This window comes from Nonomuraea indica (genome assembly GCF_002850745.1).
Lineage (GTDB): Bacteria > Actinomycetota > Actinomycetes > Streptosporangiales > Streptosporangiaceae > Nonomuraea > Nonomuraea indica.
Genome location: NZ_KZ559470.1, coordinates 154,481 through 173,405, shown reverse-complemented (window position 1 = coordinate 173,405; position 18,925 = coordinate 154,481). Strand labels below are relative to the sequence as shown.

Genomic DNA, 18,925 nt, shown 5'->3' with positions numbered 1-18,925 from the left:
TTTTAGAGAAATGCGCCGCCAGCGAAAAACTCGAAGAATGGCCACGCGCCGGGTCTAGCGTTTGGGAAATAGTTCGACACCAGTTCGACGGCTGCGGAAAAGCCCGTGGGCCCGCGGCCCGCGGCCCGCGGCGGAAAGGCGACCGATGACGGAGACCATGCGCGCGTCCTGGCCCGACCAGCTCAGCCAGCGCCTGCTCAAAGAACGCATCCTCGTTCTCGGCCAGGAGGTCGACGACGACATATGCAACCGGCTCTGCGGAGAGCTGCTTTTGCTGGCCGCCGAGGACCCGAAGCGCGACATAACCCTTTACATCAATTCGCCGGGCGGTTCGGTGCACGCCGGCCTGGCGCTGTACGACATGATGCAGTTCGTGCCGTGTGACGTGGCGACGGTCGCCATGGGCTTCGCCGCCTCCATGGGCCAGGTCCTGCTGTCCGCCGGCGCCCCGGGCAAGCGCTACATCCTGCCCAACGCCCGGGTCGTGATGCACCAGCCGCTCGGCGGCATCGGCGGCTCGGCCGCCGACATCCAGATCCAGGCCGAGAACATGCTCTACACCAAGCGCCGGATGGCGGAGATCATCGCCCACCACACCGGCCAGCCGCTGGAGCGCATCCAGGCGGACTCCGACCGCGACCGGTGGTTCACGGCGCGGGAGGCGCTCGAGTACGGCTTCGTCGACCACATCGCCGAAGGGATCAACTGACATGACCGGACGCTACGTGCTGCCCTCCTACACCGAACGCACCTCCTACGGCGTCAAGGAGCTCAACCCGTACAACAAGCTGTTCGAGGACAGGGTCATCTTCCTGGGCACGCCCATCGACGACACCTCGGCCAACGACGTGATGGCCCAGTTGCTCACCCTGGAGTCGATCGACCCCGATCGCGACATCAGCCTCTACATCAACTCGCCGGGCGGCTCGTTCACCGCGATGGCCGCCATCTACGACACGATGCAGTTCGTCCGGCCGGAGATCCACACGGTCTGCATCGGCGAGGCCGCCTCGGCCGCGGCGGTCCTGCTGGCGGCCGGCGCTCCCGGCAAGCGCGCCGCCCTGCCGCACGCCCGCGTCCTGCTCCACCAGCCGGCCACCGAGGGCGCGCGCGGCCAGTCCAGCGACCTGGAGATCCACGCCCGCGAGATCCTGCGGATGCGCGACCAGCAGGAGACGATCCTCGCCCGGCACACGGGCCGCTCCGAGCTGGACATCCGGCGCGACATCGAGCGCGACCGCGTCTTCACGGCCGAGCAGGCGCGCACGTACGGGCTGATCGACGACATCTACGCCTCCCGTAAACGCACCCTCACCCCGTCCCGCTGACCCACCCACCCGCCGCCCTCACCCAGCACCGCGGTGGGGCCCGTCGTGGGATGCCCTCGGCCGGCGTCGTAGTGGGGGCCCGTCGTGGGGTGCCCTAACCCAGCGTCGTGGTGGGTGGCCTGTCGTGGGGTGCCCTCGGTCGGCGTCGTGGTGGGGGCCCGTCGTCGGGGCCCCCGCTCGGCGTCGCCGTGAGGTGCTGGCGTCCGAGAGATCGGGGCGGGGTCACGCGTTGATCTACTTTGTAAAGGCGATAGCTTGACAGCGTGACCTCCTACCTCACCGTCAACGACCGCGTCGAGCACGAGACCGAGGCGAAGCGTTCACGCTTCGTCTGCGCCGTCGCCCCGGCCCGCACGGTGCAGGAGGCGGTCGAGTTCATCGCGGAGCGGCGCCGGCTGCACCCCGCCGCGACGCACAACTGCACGGCCTACGTGGTGGGGCAGCGGGTCCAGAAGGGCGACGACGACGGCGAGCCGGGCGGCACGGCGGGAACCCCGATGGTGCAGGCGCTGGTCGGCCGGGGCTTCAGTGACGTGGTGGCGGTGGTGACGCGCTACTTCGGCGGGGTGCTGCTGGGGGCGGGCGGCCTGGTCCGCGCGTACGGCTCGGCGGTGACGGAGACGCTGGACCGGGCCGAGGCGGGCGGGGTGGTGGTGCGCATGGTGCCCGCCAGGGTGGTGCGCGTGTCCGTCGCCCACGATCAGGCCGGGCGGGTGGAGAACGACCTGCGCGCCTCCCGGTACGCCCTGCGCGAGGTGGCCTACGGGTCGGTCGTCGACTTCGCGGTGGCGGTGGGGGAGGACGAGGTGGACGCGTTCGCCGAGTGGGTGGCCACGCTCACGGCCGGTCGTGCGCGCGTGCACCGGGGGGAGGGCATCCACGTCGCCGCCGGGTGAACCACCGGCCGCATGGGTGAACCACCGGCCGCATGGGCAGGCGGCCGGCTTCGACCCGCCCTGGACTCCTGAGCGGCGGCACGATCCTCGCGGCGGGTCGCTCGGCCGGTCGTCTCCGGCGGGTCGCTCGGCCGGTCGTCTCCGGCGGATGGCCTCGATGGGACATCGGCGCAGGCGGGAGCGGTCACCGTGGGGGAGGTGTGCCCTGTCGGCGGCCATCGCGCCCGCCGCTCTGCCGCCCCCGGGCGCGGCGGCGGGCGGTCATCGCGGACCCGCCATCTGCCGCGCGACCAGCTCGGCGAACTCGACGGTATGCGGCTCCAGTCCGGCCCACGACCGCGCGGCCCAGCCCGCAGTCGGTCCGGGCAGCTCAGGGATCGGCACCAGCCGGAGCGCGGGGTGCGCCGATGGAGCCCAACGGGGAACGGTCGCCACGACGGCTCGGCTCACCCCCAACTCGGCGAGCAGCAGCGCGGTGTCCCAGTCGGAGACGGCCTGGGACGGGAGGACGTCCTCGCCCAGCACCGCTTCGAGCCGTCCCCGGGAGCTCGACGACGTGGGCAGCACGATGTTCGGGATGTCGGCGAGCTCGGCCGTGCTCAGGCTCGCCCGCTCCGCCATCGGGTCGTCCCGATTGACCGCCAGCGACCACTGCAGATCGACCAGCGGGCGCAGCTCGACGTCGGCGATCGGGCCGCTGATGGTGATGAGGGCGATGTCGGCGCGGTTCGCTGCCAGGTCGGTCAGGCAGGCCCGGCTGGTCGGCTGTGTGCGCAGGGTCAGCTGCACGCCGGGGTGGCGACGGCGCATCTCCAGGATCGCCTCGGGCATGAAGTGCCGGATGGTGGCGGCGCCGGAGCTGACCCGAACTTCACCGACGCCGCCGGCCGCCAGGGCGCGCAGCTGCAGCGCCGCCGCGTCGATCCGGCCCACTCCGGCGAGGGCTGCGTCACGCAGCAGCCGCCCGGCCGCCGTGGGCAGCACCCCCCGTGGGCGCCGCTCGAGAAGGCTCAAGCCGAACTCCCGCTCCAGGCGGCGCACGTGCTGGCTCACCGCGGACTGGCTGCATGACAGGGCCCGCGCCACCGCGGTGAAGCTGCCCCGTTCGCAGACCTCGACGAACACTCGTAGATCGTCCAGCGTCACAAGCAGAAGTTATCACTTATAGGTCTACGACAAAATACGAGAATTGACTTATCTCAAATGAGAGATGACGATTTCTCCCATGCCGCCACATATCTCCTTCGCGGCTAGCTCTCCGCCGCCACTCAGACGCGGACCGGAGTGATCGCCTTTCTGGGCAACGGCGATGGAAGGAAACCGCCATGTCCGAACCTCCCACCCATGTCGAAGAGCCTCCACAGCGATTTCATCGCGTGATGACCTGGCGGGACGCGTTCTCGCTGGCCATCACGCTCCCCGCCAGCGCGTTCGCACTGGTCGGTTACTGGACCGGCGCACTCGGGGCATGGGCGGCCGTCACGCTGCTCGCCGTGTCGGGGCTGCTCGCGATCTGCCAGAACTTCGTGTACGCCGAGATGGCGGCCATGTTCCCGGACAAGCCCGGAGGCATCGCGCTGTACGCCTCGGCCGCCTGGGGCGGCCGCGGCCGTCCACTCGGTGCCCTCGCCGCGGCGGGTTACTGGATCGGATGGTCGTTCGGCCTGGCCGGGAACGCCCTCGTGGTCGGCGGGCTGATCGAGGCGCAGTGGTTCCCCGGAACCGGGACACTGGAGGTCGGCCCGCTGCACCTGGGCGGCGCACATGCTGTCGCGGTGGCCGCGCTGGTGCTGGTCTGGCTGCTCAACTTGGCCGGGATCCGGCCCGCTGTCCGGCTGAGCACGATCGTCAACACCTTGGTGCTGCTGGTGCTCGCGGCGGCCGCCGTGACGGCGCTCCTCACCGGGAAGCTGCACCTGGACCGGCTGACCTGGGGCCTGGGCGGCGACGGCGGATCGCCGTTCGTGGTCGCCTGCGTGTGGCTCTTCCTCATGGGCTGGACCGTCTACGGCACAGAGATCGCCGCCACGTTCACCCCGGAGTACCGCGACCCGCGTTCGGACGCTCCCCGGGCGCTCGTCTCGTCGGGCATCGCCGCGCTGGCCGTGTTCGTGCTCATGCCGGTGCTCGCCGCGGGCACGACGGGTGAGGCGGCGATCATGGCCGAGCCTCTCGGGTTCACCGTCGTGATGTTCGAGAACCTGTTCGGCGGTGCCGGCTGGCTCGCCGTGGTCGTGCTGTGCCTCGCCATGCTCAACCTCATGTCGGTGGCGACCGCTGACAGCGGGCGCGCCCTGCACGGTATGGCGGTCGAGGGGCTGACCGTCCGCAGCCTCGGCGTCCTCAACGCCGCGGGCATGCCCGCCCGTTCCATGACCGTCGGCCTTCTGGTCAACGTCGGCCTGGTCGTGTTCATCGGCAACCTGCTGGGAGTCGTGTTCGCCTCGAACATCGGCTACATGATCGCGGTCGTCGTCGCGCTCTGCGGCTACCTGCGGCTGCGGCGGGCGAACACGACCCCTGACCGGGCGTTTCGCCTGCACCGGTGCTGGATGCCGATCGCCGCCGTTCTTGCCGCGATCAACCTGCTCCTGCTGGCAGTCGCCGCACTCAACCCGGAACTGACCGGCTACGGCAGCTGGCGCGACGAGCTGATCGGGCTCGGTGTGCTGGCCCTGGCCATGACCCTCTACGCCGCCCGCCGTATCGGCGATCGGACCCCGACCTACGAGAACTCGAGGTGATGAGCATGTGGCAACCGTCCATCGCACCCGACGCCGTCGACCGGATCGCCTGCGTGGGAGCCGGCGTCATCGGCGGCGGCTGGGTGGCGCACTTCCTGGCCCGCGGCCACCGGGTCACCGCGTGGGATCCCGCACCCGACGCCGAGGACCGGCTGCGCCGGCTCGTCGATGCCGCATGGCCCGCGCTGGAGGCGCTCGGGCTCGCCGATGGCGCCGCGCGCGACCGTCTCACCGTCGTCGGCACGCTCGAGGAGGCCGTCGCCGACGCAGAGTTCGTGCAGGAGAGCGCACCGGAGGACCTCGCGCTGAAGTCCGACCTGCTCGCCCGCGTCGACGCCGCGGCGCCCGCCGGCGTCGTGATCGGCTCGTCGACGTCCGGCTACCGGATGACCGACATGCAGCGTGCCGCCGCGCATCCCGAACGCCTCGTCGTCGGCCACCCTTTCAACCCGCCCTACCTGGTGCCGCTGGTCGAGGTCGCCGGAGGGGAAAGCACACACCCGGCTGCGGTCGCCTGGGCCGAGGAGTTCTACACGCTGGCCGGCAAGACCGTGATCGTGCTGGACCGCGAGGTGCCCGGGTTCATCGCGAACCGCCTGCAGGAGGCGCTGTGGCGGGAGGCGCTGCACATGCTCGCCGCCGGCGAGGCCACCGTGGCCCAGATCGAGACCGCGGTGACCGCGGGTCCAGGGCTGCGCTGGCCGTTCCACGGCCCGTGCAGCACCTTCCACCTCGCCGGCGGCGAAGGCGGCATGGCGCATGCACTCGACCACTTCGGGCTGGAGAACCCGTGGAGCAGGCTGCCGGGCCCGGCGCTGACCGGTGACCTGCGGGACACGCTGGTGACGGGGGCAGCTCAGGTCACCGCCGGCCGGTCCACCGCGGACCTGATCGCCGAGCGGGACCGCCGGCTGATCGCGGTCCTGCGGGCGTTGCGAGAGGCGCAGGCATGAGCGGCGCTCCGAGCGGCGCGCACCCGATCCCGCCGCTGCACCGGTCCGTGCGGGACGAGTGGATCGACGCCAACGGGCACCTCAGCGAGGCGTACTACGTGCTGGTATTCGGAGAGGCCACCGAACACGCGATGGCGCAGGTGGGCATGACGTCGGCCTACCGCACCGAGACGGGGTGCTCGCTGTTCACGGTGGAGGCCCATCTGCGCTACCTCGGCCAGGTGCTGCCGGGCGAGCGGCTGGAGGTGCGCACGATGGTGATCGGGGCGGACGGGAAGCGGCTGCTGCTGTGGCACGAGATGGCCGCCGGCGGGCGGCTGCGGGCCACGGCGGAGGTGCTCGGCGTCCACGTCGACATCCCGAGCGGCACGTCTCGTCCCTTCCCGGACGGGGTGCGCGCCGCCGCCCGGGCACGGCTTCGCCCGGTGCCGCCGGCAGCCGGCCGGGTGGGGCGCCGATGAGGCTGCTCACCGCGACCGGCGCGGACGCCCTGTTCGACCTGGACGCGGCGACCGCGACCCGCCGGGCCGCGGTCGCGACGCCGGCCACGGGTGACGCCGGGCAACCGGACAGGATCGGCGGCGGTCCGGACGGCGCGCGCTCCACCGTTCTCTGCCCCGCCGCCGCAGTGGTCGTCGACACGTGCCGACCGCCCATGCCCGAACCGCTGCGCACCGGACAGGAAGTCGCCTGGTGACCCGGGCGCGCCGACCACGACGAGAGCCGAGATCCTAATGGATGAACTGCACCACATGTCGGCGACGGACGCGTTGCGCGCCTTTCGCGCCCGGCAGCTGTCACCGGTCGAGCTGACCGAGGCGGTGATCGCCCGCGCCGAACGTACGGAGCCGGTCGTCAACGCGCTGTGCCACCGGTTCTTCGACGAGGCGCTGCGGCAGGCCAAGCAGGCCGAACGCCGCTACGCAGGCCAGGACGGGCCGCCGCGACCGCTGGAGGGGCTGCCCACCGTCGTCAAGGAGGACGAACCTGTCGCGGGGCAACCCTGGACCCAGGGTTCGCTGCTGTACCGCGACGTCGTCGCCGGGCACACCTCGGTCTTCGTCCAGCGGCTCCTCGACGCCGGCGCGATCGTGCACGCCCGGAGCACGGCGTCGGAGTTCGCCTCCGCTGCGTTCACACACTCGGACCTCTGGGGCGTTACCCGCAACCCGTGGAATCCCGTGTTCTCCCCTGGCGGCTCGTCGGGTGGCTCGGCCGCGGCGCTCGCCGCCGGGTCGACGGTGCTGGCGACCGGCTCGGACACCGCGGGATCGATCCGGGTGCCCGCCTCGTTCAGCGGCGTGGTCGGGTTCAAGCCCCCGCACGGCCGGGTGCCGGTGGACCCGCCCTACCACCTCGACACCTATGTGCACTCCGGCGTGCTGGCCCGGTCCGTCGCCGACGTCGCGCTGACGCAGAACGTCGTGGCCGGGCCCCATGCGGGGGACATCGGTTCGTTGCGGCCCCGTCACGTGCTGCCGGACCCCGCCGAACTCGGCCGCGACCTGCGCGGGATGCGGATCGCCCTGTCGGAGGATCTCGGTGACTGGGCGGTCGACCCGACGGTCCGTCGCAACACCCGGGAGTTCGGCGAGCGGCTGCGAGCGGCCGGGGCCCGTGTCGAGGACGTCGGGCTCCGGGTGCCGCGGGCACAGGTGCTGCGCGCGGCGGCCATCCACTTCCACCATGGATTCGGCGCCGCCATCGCGGCCGAGGCGCGCAGGCCCGGCGCCCGTCTCACCTCGTACGCGACGGAGTTCGCCCGGTGGGCGGCCGAAGGCGCGGCAGGCGCCGGCCTGCTCGACGGATTCGCGATCGAAACCGACCTGTACCGGCCCGTCGGCGAGCTGTTCGAGCGGTTCGACGCGCTCGTCTGCCCGACCGCAGCCACCCAGGGACTGGTGGCGGGCGAGGACTACCTCGACCACGGCCCGCAGGTCGACGGTGAGCGGCTCGGGCACTACCTGGAATCGCTGCTCGCGCTCCCGTTCAACATCATGAACCGCTGCCCCGTACTGGCCGTGCCGTCCGGCGTCGCCGGCAACGGCGTGCCGACCGGCGTGCAGATCGTCGGGCGGCCGTTCGACGACACCACGCCCTTCCGGATCGGGGTGGCGGTCGAGCAGCGGCCACACTGGCCGGAGATCGGGACATGAGCGCGCCGGACGCCCACGCCGCGGTGGCCGCCGCCTTCGTCGCCCACCGCCTCGCCCGGGCGGGCGCGCGGGTCGACGTGCGCGGCCGTGCGTCGTGGGCGGTGCGGTGCCCGTCCCATGACCCCGGACGGTCCGCCGACTGTCCGAGAGATCCGCCCGGCATCGTCGCCGCCACCGGGCATGGCCACCCGGGCATGACGCCCGCCCCTGCAACCGGCGAACTGATCGCCGCCGCCTCACCGCAAGGAGCCGCGTATGAGCGCGCCACTGCACGGCATCCGCGTCCTCGACTTCGGCCAGTACGTCGCCGGCCCGGCCGTCGCCCTGCTGCTCGCCGACCTGGGCGCCGAAGTCATCCGCATCGACCCGCCCGGCGGTCCGCGGTGGACCACTCCCGCGGCCTCCGCGCTCAACGCGGGCAAGCGGAGCATGGTGCTGGACCTCACCGAGCCCGCCGACGCCATGACCGCCCGCCGGCTCGTGGCCGGTGCCGACGTGGTGGTCGAGAACTTCCGGCCCGGCGTCATGTCCCGGTTCGGGCTCGGACCGGAGGACACGCTCACGCTCAACCCTCGCGTGATCCACCTGTCACTGCCCGGCTTCGCCGCGGCTGACCCGCGCCGCGACCTACCGGCCTGGGAGGGGATCGTGCTGGCGGCGACCGGCGGCTTCACGGACATGGGACTGAACCGGATCCTCATGGGCGTCGACCCGTCGTACACGCCGCTGCCGCTGGCCTCGGCCTACGCCGCGGCGCTCGGCGCGCTCGCGGTCGGCGTCGGGCTGGTCGCCAGGCAGCGCACCGGCCGCGGTGACGCGTTCGAGGTGCCGCTCGCCGAAGCCGTGCTGGAAGGGCTGGCGTTCAACTCGCTCGCCGTCTCCGATCTGCCCCCGCGCTACCTCTCGCTGCGCGAGCAGGAGGTCGCCCGCCGGCGTGCCGCCGGGGAGCCGATGGATCTCACCTACGCGCAGCTGCAGGAACTCCTGGATCCGTTCTACCGCAGTTACCCCTGCCAGGACGGCCGGTTGTTCTACCACTGCTGCCCCGCACACCGGACTCACGCGATCAGGTCACTGCAACTGCTCGGCATCTGGGACACCGTCCGCGCGGAGGGCATCCCGACGGTCGACCCCTACCTGTCCTCCGACCGCTGGCCCGACGACGCCGACTGCACGCTGCTGGCCTACCCGCTCTCCGCCCGCTGGGCGGCGCGGCTGTCGGAGCTGATGGCGGCCGCCTTCCGGCGGCATCCGGCGGAGGAGTGGGAACGGCGCTTCGACGCGGCGGGCATCCCGGGGGCCGCCCACCGCAGCAGCCTGGAATGGATGCGTTCGGAGCACCCGCGCGCCGCCGGGCTCGTCGCCACCGTCGACGATCCGGTTCACGGCGAGCTGACCGTTCCCGGCCCCGTCGTCTGGACAGAAGGCACCCCACTCGGACGCCGGCCCGCTCCCGCGCTCGACGCGGACCGGGCCGCGATCCTCGCCGACCTGCCGCCGGACCCGCCGGTGGACCCGCCGGCAGACCCGCCGGGCGCGCCGTGCGGGCTCCCGCTGGCCGGCGTCCGCATCCTCGACGTCACCAATGTCATCGCCGGGCCGATGATCGGCGCGACCCTCGCCCGCTTCGGCGCCGAGGTTGTCAAGATCGACCCACCGACGCCCGGCTTCGACCCGTACCACGCCGTGGTCATCGGCATGCACGCCCAGCGCGGCAAGCGCAGCGTGCTGGCGGACCTGCGCACTCCGGCCGGTCGTGAGGTGCTCGACCGGCTCCTGCGTACCGTCGACGTCGTCACGTTCAACGGCAGCGAGCGCCAGCTCGGCGATCTCGGCCTGGACCCGCGACGGCTGCGGGACATCCGGCCGGGGATCGTGCTCGTGCGGGTGGACGCCTACGGCGGGCCGGGCCACGGGCCGCGGAGCCACGCGGCGGGATACGACGACAACGTGCAGGCGTGCACCGGGATCATGACCCGGTTCGGGGGCGGCCCGGACACCCCGGAGGAGCACGCGCACCTCGGGACGATCGACGCCCTCGCCGGATTCTGCGGCGCCTTCGCCGTCGTCGCCGCGCTGGCCGGACGAGGCGAACATGCACCGGTGATGCGCACCTCCCTCGCCGCGGCCGGGCAGCTGCTGCAGATCCCGTTCCTCTTCGACGGAGCGGGCCGCGACGACGTGCCGGAGCCGGCCGGTCCCGACGTCCTCGGCGAGGGGGCGGGATACCGGTGCTACCCGGCCGCGGACGGATGGTTCTTCCTCGCGGGCCCGGCCGATGTGGTGGCGGCCGGGCTCGGTCTCGACGCGGCCGCGCCGCAGGACCTGCTCGCGGCCCGGTTCCGGGAACACCCGCTCGAAACGTGGGCCGAGCTGCTCGGCCCGCACGGGGTCGCCGTGCACCGGATCGAGCACATCGCCGCCCTGCGCTCCCGGGGGCTGGTACGGGAGAGCGCCGGGCCCGTCCCGTTGCGCGGATCGGCGGTGTTCGTCCGTCATGACCGGCACCCCAGCGGCCGCGAGGTGGACCTCATCGCCCCGCAAGCCATCCGGCCCCGGCACGCGTCGGTGCGGATGCCGTCCGACGCCCCGCGTTACGGCGAGCACACCCGCCAGGTGCTTGCCGAGCTGGGCTTCACGCCCACCGAGATCGAGACGATGGCCGCCGACGGCGCGATCGCCGACGGCTGGACCGCCGACCACACCTACCTGCCCGCCTGAACAACACCCGATCCGGAAGGAGCGCTCGATGCGCGCGCCGTACGACCCCATCGTCCTGACCGCCGCCGTCACCGGAGGCGACGTCCTGCCCAGCCAGAGCCCCGCCGTCCCGTGCGGGCCAGAAGCGATCGCCGAGGCGGCCGTGGCGGCCGCACGGGCCGGCGCCACCGTCGTGCACCTGCACGCGCGGGAGGCCGACGGCCGCCCCACGGGCTCCGCCTCGATGTTCAAGGAGATCGTCGCCGGGGTGCGCGAGCAGTCCGACGTCGTCATCAACATCACCACCGGCGGATCCGTCGACATGACGCCCGACCAGCGGCTGGAGGGAGTCATGGCCGTGACGCCGGACATCGCGACGCTCAATCTCGGCACGATGAACTTCGAGGGCTTCCCGACCCCTTCCCGGTGGCCGCAGGTGCGCCACGACTGGGAGCGGCAGGTCCTCGAGCAGTCCGGTTCGGTGGTCTTCACCAACACGCTCGCCACGATCCGCCGGTTCGCCACGACGTTCCGCGAGCTCGGGGTGACCCCGGAGCTCGAGGTGTACGACCTCAGTCACCTGTCGATGGCCCGATTCCTGCTCGACGAGGGTACTCTCACCGCACCGGTCCGTATCCAGTTCATCCTCGGCGTGCTCGGCGGCGTCGGCGGCAGCCCGCACGACCTGTTCGCGCTGCGTGAGGCGGCCGACCGCATCCTCGGACCCGATCTGGCCGCCGTCAGCGTCGCCGGCGTCGGCTACCCGGGGCAGCTCCGGCTCGGCGCCATCGCCGCCGCGTCCGGGATGGACGTCCGGGTGGGGGTCGAGGACAACCTGCGCATCCGGCGCCGCCGACAGGCCGCCGACTCGGCCGAACTCGTCGCGGCGGCCGTGGCGATCGCCGGCCAGTTGGAGCGCCCGATCGCCACTCCGGAGCAGCTGCGCGCCGAGCTCGCCGCGGTGCGCCCGTCATGAGCACTCTGCGGATCGCATGCCTGCAGAGCGCGGGCCACGGCCGTGACGTCGAAGCGAACCTGGCCGAACTCGACTCGACCGCGGCCGCCGCGGCCGCCGCCGGCGCGGACCTGCTCGTCACTCCGGAGATGTTCGTGACCGGATACGACGTCGGGGACGTCACCGAGCTCGCCGCCCTGCCGCTGACCGAGCGGGTCGCCACCATCGCGGCCGCCCGCGGCATCGCGATCGTCGCGGGCCTGCCCGCCGTCGTGCCAGGCGGAGGCGTCGGCAACATGGCCGTCGTCGTCGACGACGGTGGCGAGGTGCTGGCCCGCTACGCCAAGGCCCATCTGTTCGGTGAGATCGACCGCCGGTTCCACGGAGGAGAGGCGCCGACGGCTGTCTTCGACTACCACGGCGTGCGGTGCGCCGTCGTGATCTGTTTCGATGCGGAGTTCCCGGAGCCCGTGCGGGTCGCGGCGCTCGCGGGCGCGCACGTGGTGCTCGTGCCGACCGCCAACATGCATCCGTACGGCGCCGTCAATGACCACGTGATGTGGACCCGAGCCTGGGAGAACCAGGTCCACCTCGCCTACGTCAACCGGTGCGGCGGCGAAGGCACGACCGCGTACGTCGGCCGCAGCCGCGTCATCGGTCCGGACGGCACCGAGCTCGCGGCCGCCGGTACCGGCCCCGACCTCGTGTGCGCCACGATCGACACCGACGCCGTCGACGGTGCCCGGGCCGTCTTCGGCTACGTGGCCGAGCGCAGGCCCGCGCTCTACGGCGCGCTCGCCGTGGAGCGCGCCGGGGACGAGGGGACCGGCGGCGGCTGACCGCGGAACCGGCACTCCGGATGGAGGGTCAGCCTTCCAGGGCGTACTGCATGACGCGGAACTTCGCCTGGGCTTCGGCCAGCTCGGAGCCGGGGTCGGAGTCGCCCATGATGCCGCCGCCGGCGAACAGCCGGGCGCGGCGGCCGTCGATGATGCCGGAGCGCAGCGCGATGCCCCACTCGCCGTCGCCGTGGGCGTCGATCCAGCCCACGGGCCCGGCGTAGCCGGCGCGGTCCATGCCCTCCAGCTCGCGGATGACCTTGATCGCGGTGTCGGTGGGGGTGCCGCCGACGGCCGCGGTGGGGTGCATGGCCGCGACCACGTCCAGCACGGACGCGCCGTCGGCGAGCCGGCCGCTGACATGGCTGGCCAGGTGCTGGACGTTCGGCAGGACGAGCAGCTCCGGCTCGTCGGGGGTGTGCAGCTCGGCGCAGAGGGGGGCGAGGGTCTGGCGCACGGAGGCGATGGCGCACTCGTGCTCGTGGCGGTCCTTCTCGGAGGCGAACAGGGCGGCGCCCCGGACGAGGTCGTCGGCGGCGTTGGTGCCGCGCGGGGTGGTGCCCGCCAGGACCAGGGACTCGATCTGCTCGCCGGTGCGCCGGACGAGCAGCTCGGGGGTGGCGCCGACGAGGCCCGCGACGGAGAACGTGTAGCACTCGGGATAGCGGCGCGCCAGGCGGGCCAGCAGGAGGCGGACGTCGATGGGGTATTCGGCGGTGGCGACCAGGTCGCGGGCGAGCACCACCTTCTCCAGCTCGCCGTCGCGGATGCGGCGGGCGGCGCGCGCGACGATGTGCTCCCACTCGGGGGCGGTCAGGCTGCCGTCGCCGTAGCGGATGCGGCCCGGCGGGCGCGGCGGGCCGAAGGTGTGCAGACGCGACTCGCCGACGGTGGTGAGCCAGGCGCGCCCGTCGCGGCGTGACAGGACGGTCTGCGGGACGACGAGGGTGGAGCCGCGGGAGTCCTCGTCGAAGGTGAAGGTGCCGAAGGCGACCGGGCCGGGGCCGTTGAGCGGGCCGGCGGTGTCGGCCTCGCCGAGGACGGTGGCCAGCCACCGGCGCGCCCACGCGAAGCGACCCGGCCCCGGTGGGACCGTGACGCGGGCCGCCTCTCCCCAGCCGACGAGGCCCTCGCCGTGCCGGACCCACGCGTACGGCGCGGTCCTGGGGAGAGCTGCCAGCAGGTCGCCGGGGTCGCTCACAGGGGTTGTGCGAACCGGCAGCGGGCGGGTTGTTCCGAGCGCGACACTCACCCAAGACACTCTATGCGGGAACTGAACACGTTCGACTGGGACCCCCGCGAATGCCCGGTTACTGTGCCGATCCAGGATATGGCCCCCATAGAGGGCATCCAGCTCGACTTCGCACTGTCAAGCGGCGATATGAAGTGGGTTCGGAAATGGCCGTCGTGGCGGTGACGTCATGGTGGGGCGCCGGCGTGGTCCCTACCGTGACCCCATGATCAGTCGCATGACCTCCGTGGCCGCCGCCGTCGCGGTCCTCGCCGGCTCCGGTACGGCGCAGGCCGTGTCGTCGCGGGTGCCGGTGCCGGGCACGATGGTGGCGCTCGGCGACTCCATCTCGGCGGCGTTCAACGTGTGCGGCTGGTACATCTCGTGCGCGTCCCGGTCATGGTCGACCGGCGACCACGCCGCGGTCGACAGCCACTACCGGCGGCTGCTGCGCCTGGACGGCGGCATCAGGGGCCACAACACCAACCTGGCGACGCCGGGCGCGACGAGCGCCGGGCTGATGGCGCAGGTGCGGCGGGCGATCGAGCTGAAGCCGGGCTACGTGACGGTCCTCATCGGCGCCCAGGACGCCTGTATGCGCACAGAACGGGAGATGACCCCGGTCGAGACCTACCGGCGGCGCCTGGACGAGGCGCTGACCGCGCTGCGCGACGGGGTGCCCGGCGTGCGGGTGTTCGTGGCGAGCATCCCGGACCTGCGGCGGCTGTGGCAGGTCGGCAAGGGCAACGGGTTCGCCCGGGGATTCTGGGCGGTGGGGCGGATCTGCCAGACGATGCTGGCGCGCCCCACGTCGGTGAAGCGGGCCGACGTGGAGCGGCGCGACCGGGTCCGCGAACGGGTGATGGCCTACAACCGGGAGGCCGCCGAGGCGTGCGCGGCCCTGGGGGAGGCGTGCCGCACCGACGGCGGTGCGGTGTTCCGCTACAGGTTCACGCTCGACCACATCAGCGGGTGGGACTACTTCCACCCGAACGCGGCCGGGCAGCGGGCGCTCGCCGACCTGACCTTCCCGCGCGGGTTCGACTGGGCCGACACCCGCTGACGCCCCGGGGCCGCGCGGGCCACCGCCGCGGGCCCCGCCTCACCGGCACTGGGTGAGCATGGCGCTCTTGTCGGCTCTGGTGACGGGCATGTCGTACTTGAGCGCCACCTGCGCGAAGCGGGTGACGTAGGCGCACCGGATGCGGCGCTGCGGCGGCAGCCAGCTCGCCGGGCCGGAGGCGTCCTTCTGCTCGTTGGCCGCCCCGTAGACGGGAAGCAGGTTGAGCGGGTCGTTGGCGAAGTCGAGCCGCTTGGACATGGGCCAGCGGGCGGAGCCCATCCGCCAGGCGTAGGCGAGCGGGACGACGTGGTCCACCTGCACCTCGTCGGCGTGGCTCTTGCGCCAGTCGATCGTCCGGCCCGTGTAGGGGTCGGTGAGGCGCATGGCGACCACCACGCACGGCGAACCCTCGCGGTAGACGAGGTCCTGGCCGTCGCGGGCGAGGAGGTCGTCGCGGGTGCGGCAACCGTTGCGGGCGTAGGGGACGCCGGTGGCGGTGTCGGCCCAGTTGTCGCCGTAGCGGGTGCGGGCGTAACCGGTGCTGGGGCCGCGTCCTCGTACGCGCAGGTCGTGGACGAGGGCGCGGGCGGCGGCCCGGTCGGCGCGGCCGGTGACGGGGGCGAGGCCCGGCAGGGTGCCGCCGGCGTTGCCGAGCGGGCTGGCGGCGGCGGCGTGGCCGGCGGCGGCCTCGCCGGCGCCGGTGCCCTTGCCGGCGAGCGCGGCGAGGATCACGGCTCCGGCCAGCAGGGCGACGACGTCTTTGGTGGTCAAGCGCGCCTCCGGGGGTGGGGAGACCGGCACTTCTCTAGAGATGCCCGAGTTCTGCCGCTTCGACACGGTGTCGCGGCAGCTGTTCCGTGGAAGCCTCTCGCTCCACGTGACAGGTACGGATTTATGCCTGTTTACCTTTCCAACTGGAGCGACACGCCCTTTTCCTGCCCAGGGGCGTCGTTTCCTCGCTATGGCGATATGCGGCCACGCGTTCTGCCTAGTATCCCCGGGTACCGATGATCGTTTGATGGGGGCGGGGCGTGGCTGGGCGCATGCTGTTCCGGATCTGGTCCGCCGTCGCGCTGGCCGCGGGTGTGGCCCTGGTGTCACCGTCGGCGCCGGCCGCCGACAGCCGTCCGGCGGGTGGTCGCGCCGGTGGGGCGGCCGCGTTCGCCGCCCTGGCCGCCGAAGGGGCGCGGCAGCAGGAGAGGGAGATCCGCGCGGGCGGCGGAGCCGCGGCGAAGGCGGCGGTGTGCGCGGGCGCGTCCGTCATCTGCGAGGAGAACAACAAACCCGGCAACCCGCCCAGCGAATGGGACATCGCGGGGGCGGGCAGCAGCGCCATCCAGGGCTACGCGACGCAGATGAGCGTCGGCCTGGGCGAGACCGTGCGGTTCAAGGTGGAGACCGTGGCGACGAACTACCGCCTCGACATCTATCGCATCGGCTACTACGGCGGGATGGGCGCGCGGAAGGTCGCGACCGTGGAGCCGTCGGCCACGCTGCCCCAGCAGCAGCCGGCGTGCGCCGTCGAGACGCAGACCGGGCTGATCGACTGCGGGCGCTGGGCGGTGTCGGCGTCCTGGGTGGTGCCGGCGACCGCGGTGTCCGGGGTCTACATCGCCAAGCTGGTCCGCGAGGACGGCCCGACCGGCGCCAGTCACATCATCTTCGTGGTGCGCGACGACACCCGCGGGTCGGACATCCTGCTGCAGACCTCCGACACCACCTGGCAGGCCTACAACAGGTACGGCGGCAACAGCCTCTACTTCGGCTCGCCCGCCGGTCGCGCCTACAAGGTCAGCTACAACCGCCCGTTCCGGACCCGCGGCACCACCACCAGCGACGCCCCGGAGTCCTTCTTCTTCGGCGCCGAGTACCCCATGGTGCGCTGGCTGGAGGCCAACGGCTACGACGTGAGCTACTTCTCCGGCGTGGACACCGCCTCCCGCGGCCAGGAGCTCGTGGAGCACCGGGTGTTCCTGTCGGTCGGCCATGACGAATACTGGTCGAACGAGATGCGGGACAACGTGGAGAGCGCCCGCGACGACGGCGTCAACGTGGCGTTCTTCTCCGGCAACGAGATCTTCTGGAAGGCCCGGTGGGAGCCGAGCATCGACGGTACGAGCACGCCGTTCCGGACGCTGGTGTGCTACAAGGAGACGCACGCCAACGCCAAGATCGATCCCAGCCCCGAATGGACCGGGACGTGGCGCGACCCCCGGTTCTCGCCCCCGTCGGACGGCGGCCGGCCCGAGAACCGCGCGACGGGGACCTTCTTCATGGTCAACGGCCCCGTCAGCGACCCCATCGTCGTCCCGGCCGAGTACGGGCCGATGCGGTTCTGGCGCGACACCTCGGTGGCCGCCCTGCAACCGGGGCAGACGGCGACGCTTCCCGTGGGGACACTCGGCTTCGAGTGGGACGAGGCGCCGGACAACGACTTCTCGCCGCCCGGCACGGTGCGGCTCTCCCGGACGACGGTGTCCACCTCGTCCAAGTACCTGCAGGACTTCGGCACCGTCTACGGCGCCGGTACGGCGACGCACAGCCTGACGTTGTACAGGGCGCCGAGCGGCGCGCTCGTCTTCGGCGCCGGCACCGTGCAGTGGTCGTGGGGCCTGGACGCCAACCACGACTTCCCCGGCACCCCGGCGGACACCCGGATGCGGCAGGCCACGGTCAACCTGCTGGCCGACATGCGCGCCCAGCCGGCCAGCCTCCAGCCCGGCCTGGTAGCGGCCACCGCGTCGACCGACACCACCCCGCCGACCGTCACGATCACCAGCCCGGCCGCCGGGGAGAGCGTGGGCTCCGGCTCGATCGTGGTGCAGGGCACGGCGGCCGACTCCGGGGGAGGCGTGGTGGCCGCCGTGGAGGTGTCCACCGACGGCGGCACGAGGTGGCGTCAGGCGACGGGCCGCGCGAGCTGGCAGACCACCTGGACGATCGAGGGCAGCGGCGAGAAAACGATCATGGTGCGGGCGGTGGACGACAGCGGCAACCTCCAGACGTCCCCCACCACCCTCACCGTCTCCTCGAGCTGCCCGTGCAGCATCTTCCCGTCGTCCGCGGTGCCCGCCGTGGCCTCGGCGAACGACACCCGCTCGGTCGAGCTCGGCGTGAAGTTCCAGGTCTCGACCCCCGGCACCGTGACGGGGATCAGGTTCTACAAGGGCCCGGAGAACACCGGCACGCACACGGGGAGCCTGTGGACCAGCGGCGGCCAGCTGCTGGCGAGGGTGACGTTCACCGGCGAGACGCCCAGCGGGTGGCAGCAGGCACGGTTCTCGACACCGGTCCAGGTGAGCCCCGGCACCACCTACGTCGCCTCGTACTTCGCGCCCAACGGCGAGTACGCCCAGAACACCTCGTACTTCACCGCCCCGGTGGTGAACGGGCCTCTCACGGCGCCGGCGAGCGGGGCGAGCGGCGGCAACGGCGTGTACCGTTACGCCACGGGCAGCGCCTTCCCCACCCGGACCTACGCGGCCAGCAACTACTGGGTGGACGTCGTGTTCACCCCCTCCGGACAGCCTCCCGTGACCAGCAGCCTGTGGAGCGACGCCACGCTTCCGGCGGTGCAGTCGGCGGACGATCCGAGCGCGGTGACCCTGGGCCTGAAGTTCAGGGCCACGACGAGCGGGACGGTGCGCGGCGTCAGGTTCTTCAAGGGCGCCCAGAACACCGGCACGCACACGGGCAGCCTGTGGACCAGCGGCGGCCGGCTGCTGGCGTCGGTGACGTTCACCGGGGAGACGGCGAGCGGCTGGCAGCGGATGGACTTCGCGACGCCGGTCGCGATCACCGCGAACACCACGTACGTGGTCTCCTACCACACCCCGTCCGGGTTCTACGCGCTGAACAGGTCGTACTTCTCCGCGCCCTACGCCAACGGGCCGCTCGTCGCGCCGGACACCGGCGCGGTCGGCGGCAACGGGGTGTACCGGTACGGGGCGGCCCACAGCTTCCCCACCGCCAGCTACCAGGCGAGCAACTACTGGGTGGACGTGGTGTTCACCGCCGACCCCTGAGCTGCCGTGGCGCTGCCGGCGTTGCGGCGTAATGA

Annotated in this window: 16 protein-coding genes and 1 pseudogene; 14 read left to right on the top strand and 3 right to left on the bottom strand. The window is 72.5% G+C overall.

All coding sequences use genetic code 11. The features are described from left to right. Nucleotides 1-145: 145 nt before the first annotated feature. The 3 genes from CXR44_RS15575 (at nucleotide 146) to CXR44_RS15565 (ending at nucleotide 2,224) form a co-directional block, all read left to right on the top strand. Entirely contained in the window at nucleotides 146-709 is a 564-nt protein-coding gene (locus CXR44_RS15575) for a ClpP family protease (RefSeq protein ID WP_101786759.1), read from the top strand. Between the two features lies 1 nt (nucleotide 710). Further along, on the top strand, nucleotides 711-1,328 hold the full coding sequence (locus CXR44_RS15570; protein WP_101786758.1) for an ATP-dependent Clp protease proteolytic subunit: 618 nt from the start codon (nucleotides 711-713) through the stop codon (nucleotides 1,326-1,328). 263 nt (nucleotides 1,329-1,591) lie between these two features. Continuing rightward, nucleotides 1,592-2,224 carry a YigZ family protein gene (locus CXR44_RS15565; RefSeq protein ID WP_101786757.1) on the top strand — a complete coding sequence of 211 codons (633 nt, stop codon included), beginning with the start codon at nucleotides 1,592-1,594 and terminating at the stop codon, nucleotides 2,222-2,224. A gap of 261 nt (nucleotides 2,225-2,485) precedes the next feature. On the opposite strand, the gene CXR44_RS15560 is transcribed toward CXR44_RS15565, so the two are convergent. Then, nucleotides 2,486-3,370, bottom strand: a complete 885-nt coding sequence (locus CXR44_RS15560) for a LysR family transcriptional regulator (RefSeq protein WP_101786756.1) — start codon at nucleotides 3,368-3,370, stop codon at nucleotides 2,486-2,488. A gap of 233 nt (nucleotides 3,371-3,603) precedes the next feature. Here CXR44_RS15560 and CXR44_RS15555 point away from each other — a divergent pair, with 233 nt between their 5' ends. The 9 genes and pseudogenes from CXR44_RS15555 (at nucleotide 3,604) to CXR44_RS15520 (ending at nucleotide 12,571) form a co-directional block, all read left to right on the top strand. Next, complete coding sequence (locus CXR44_RS15555) at nucleotides 3,604-4,968, top strand: APC family permease (protein WP_180903452.1); 1,365 nt, start codon at nucleotides 3,604-3,606, stop codon at nucleotides 4,966-4,968. A gap of 5 nt (nucleotides 4,969-4,973) precedes the next feature. Beyond that, nucleotides 4,974-5,921 carry a 3-hydroxyacyl-CoA dehydrogenase NAD-binding domain-containing protein gene (locus CXR44_RS15550; RefSeq protein ID WP_101786972.1) on the top strand — a complete coding sequence of 316 codons (948 nt, stop codon included), beginning with the start codon at nucleotides 4,974-4,976 and terminating at the stop codon, nucleotides 5,919-5,921. Then, nucleotides 5,918-6,382: a thioesterase family protein gene (locus tag CXR44_RS15545; RefSeq protein ID WP_101786754.1), complete on the top strand. Its 465-nt coding sequence runs from the start codon at nucleotides 5,918-5,920 to the stop codon at nucleotides 6,380-6,382. The genes CXR44_RS15550 and CXR44_RS15545 overlap by 4 nt, the downstream gene beginning before the upstream one ends. Further along, the gene (locus CXR44_RS15540; protein ID WP_101786753.1) at nucleotides 6,379-6,618 is read left to right on the top strand and encodes a hypothetical protein; all 240 of its coding nucleotides are present in this window, start codon (nucleotides 6,379-6,381) and stop codon (nucleotides 6,616-6,618) included. The genes CXR44_RS15545 and CXR44_RS15540 overlap by 4 nt, the downstream gene beginning before the upstream one ends. Nucleotides 6,619-6,673: 55 nt before the next feature. Beyond that, on the top strand, nucleotides 6,674-8,077 hold the full coding sequence (locus CXR44_RS15535) for an amidase (protein WP_245899183.1): 1,404 nt from the start codon (nucleotides 6,674-6,676) through the stop codon (nucleotides 8,075-8,077). Continuing rightward, nucleotides 8,047-8,250, top strand: a pseudogene (locus CXR44_RS42185) (hypothetical protein); the annotation flags it as partial. The gene CXR44_RS15535 and the pseudogene CXR44_RS42185, both read left to right, overlap by 31 nt. An 82-nt stretch (nucleotides 8,251-8,332) precedes the next feature. Next, a complete protein-coding gene (locus CXR44_RS15530; RefSeq protein ID WP_101786751.1) occupies nucleotides 8,333-10,798 on the top strand; it encodes a CoA transferase in 2,466 nt (821 codons plus the stop codon). A gap of 28 nt (nucleotides 10,799-10,826) precedes the next feature. Then, nucleotides 10,827-11,753: a beta-keto acid cleavage family enzyme gene (locus CXR44_RS15525; RefSeq protein ID WP_101786750.1), complete on the top strand. Its 927-nt coding sequence runs from the start codon at nucleotides 10,827-10,829 to the stop codon at nucleotides 11,751-11,753. Then, entirely contained in the window at nucleotides 11,750-12,571 is an 822-nt protein-coding gene (locus CXR44_RS15520; RefSeq protein ID WP_101786749.1) for a nitrilase-related carbon-nitrogen hydrolase, read from the top strand. Before CXR44_RS15525 ends, CXR44_RS15520 begins: the two co-directional genes overlap by 4 nt. A gap of 28 nt (nucleotides 12,572-12,599) precedes the next feature. Here CXR44_RS15520 and CXR44_RS15515 read toward each other — a convergent pair whose 3' ends face one another. After that, nucleotides 12,600-13,823 carry an isochorismate synthase gene (locus tag CXR44_RS15515; RefSeq protein WP_101786748.1) on the bottom strand — a complete coding sequence of 408 codons (1,224 nt, stop codon included), beginning with the start codon at nucleotides 13,821-13,823 and terminating at the stop codon, nucleotides 12,600-12,602. A gap of 205 nt (nucleotides 13,824-14,028) precedes the next feature. Here CXR44_RS15515 and CXR44_RS15510 point away from each other — a divergent pair, with 205 nt between their 5' ends. Continuing rightward, nucleotides 14,029-14,865 carry an SGNH/GDSL hydrolase family protein gene (locus CXR44_RS15510; protein WP_101786971.1) on the top strand — a complete coding sequence of 279 codons (837 nt, stop codon included), beginning with the start codon at nucleotides 14,029-14,031 and terminating at the stop codon, nucleotides 14,863-14,865. A 39-nt stretch (nucleotides 14,866-14,904) separates the two neighbouring features. Here CXR44_RS15510 and CXR44_RS15505 read toward each other — a convergent pair whose 3' ends face one another. Further along, complete coding sequence (locus tag CXR44_RS15505) at nucleotides 14,905-15,636, bottom strand: HNH endonuclease family protein (RefSeq protein ID WP_101786747.1); 732 nt, start codon at nucleotides 15,634-15,636, stop codon at nucleotides 14,905-14,907. A gap of 260 nt (nucleotides 15,637-15,896) precedes the next feature. On the opposite strand from CXR44_RS15505, the gene CXR44_RS15500 reads away from it, so the two are divergent. Beyond that, nucleotides 15,897-18,890: a DUF4082 domain-containing protein gene (locus tag CXR44_RS15500; protein WP_245899182.1), complete on the top strand. Its 2,994-nt coding sequence runs from the start codon at nucleotides 15,897-15,899 to the stop codon at nucleotides 18,888-18,890. Nucleotides 18,891-18,925: the final 35 nt, after the last annotated feature.

Coding starts and splice junctions, on each gene's coding strand:
- CXR44_RS15535 (WP_245899183.1), top strand. CDS start 6,674: ATGTCGGCGACGGACGCGTTGCGCGCCTTTCGCGCCCGGCAGCTGTCA.
- CXR44_RS15555 (WP_180903452.1), top strand. CDS start 3,604: ATGACCTGGCGGGACGCGTTCTCGCTGGCCATCACGCTCCCCGCCAGC.
- CXR44_RS15530 (WP_101786751.1), top strand. CDS start 8,333: ATGAGCGCGCCACTGCACGGCATCCGCGTCCTCGACTTCGGCCAGTAC.
- CXR44_RS15575 (WP_101786759.1), top strand. CDS start 146: ATGACGGAGACCATGCGCGCGTCCTGGCCCGACCAGCTCAGCCAGCGC.
- CXR44_RS15545 (WP_101786754.1), top strand. CDS start 5,918: ATGAGCGGCGCTCCGAGCGGCGCGCACCCGATCCCGCCGCTGCACCGG.
- CXR44_RS15550 (WP_101786972.1), top strand. CDS start 4,974: ATGTGGCAACCGTCCATCGCACCCGACGCCGTCGACCGGATCGCCTGC.
- CXR44_RS15525 (WP_101786750.1), top strand. CDS start 10,827: ATGCGCGCGCCGTACGACCCCATCGTCCTGACCGCCGCCGTCACCGGA.
- CXR44_RS15540 (WP_101786753.1), top strand. CDS start 6,379: ATGAGGCTGCTCACCGCGACCGGCGCGGACGCCCTGTTCGACCTGGAC.
- CXR44_RS15520 (WP_101786749.1), top strand. CDS start 11,750: ATGAGCACTCTGCGGATCGCATGCCTGCAGAGCGCGGGCCACGGCCGT.
- CXR44_RS15570 (WP_101786758.1), top strand. CDS start 711: ATGACCGGACGCTACGTGCTGCCCTCCTACACCGAACGCACCTCCTAC.
- CXR44_RS15510 (WP_101786971.1), top strand. CDS start 14,029: ATGATCAGTCGCATGACCTCCGTGGCCGCCGCCGTCGCGGTCCTCGCC.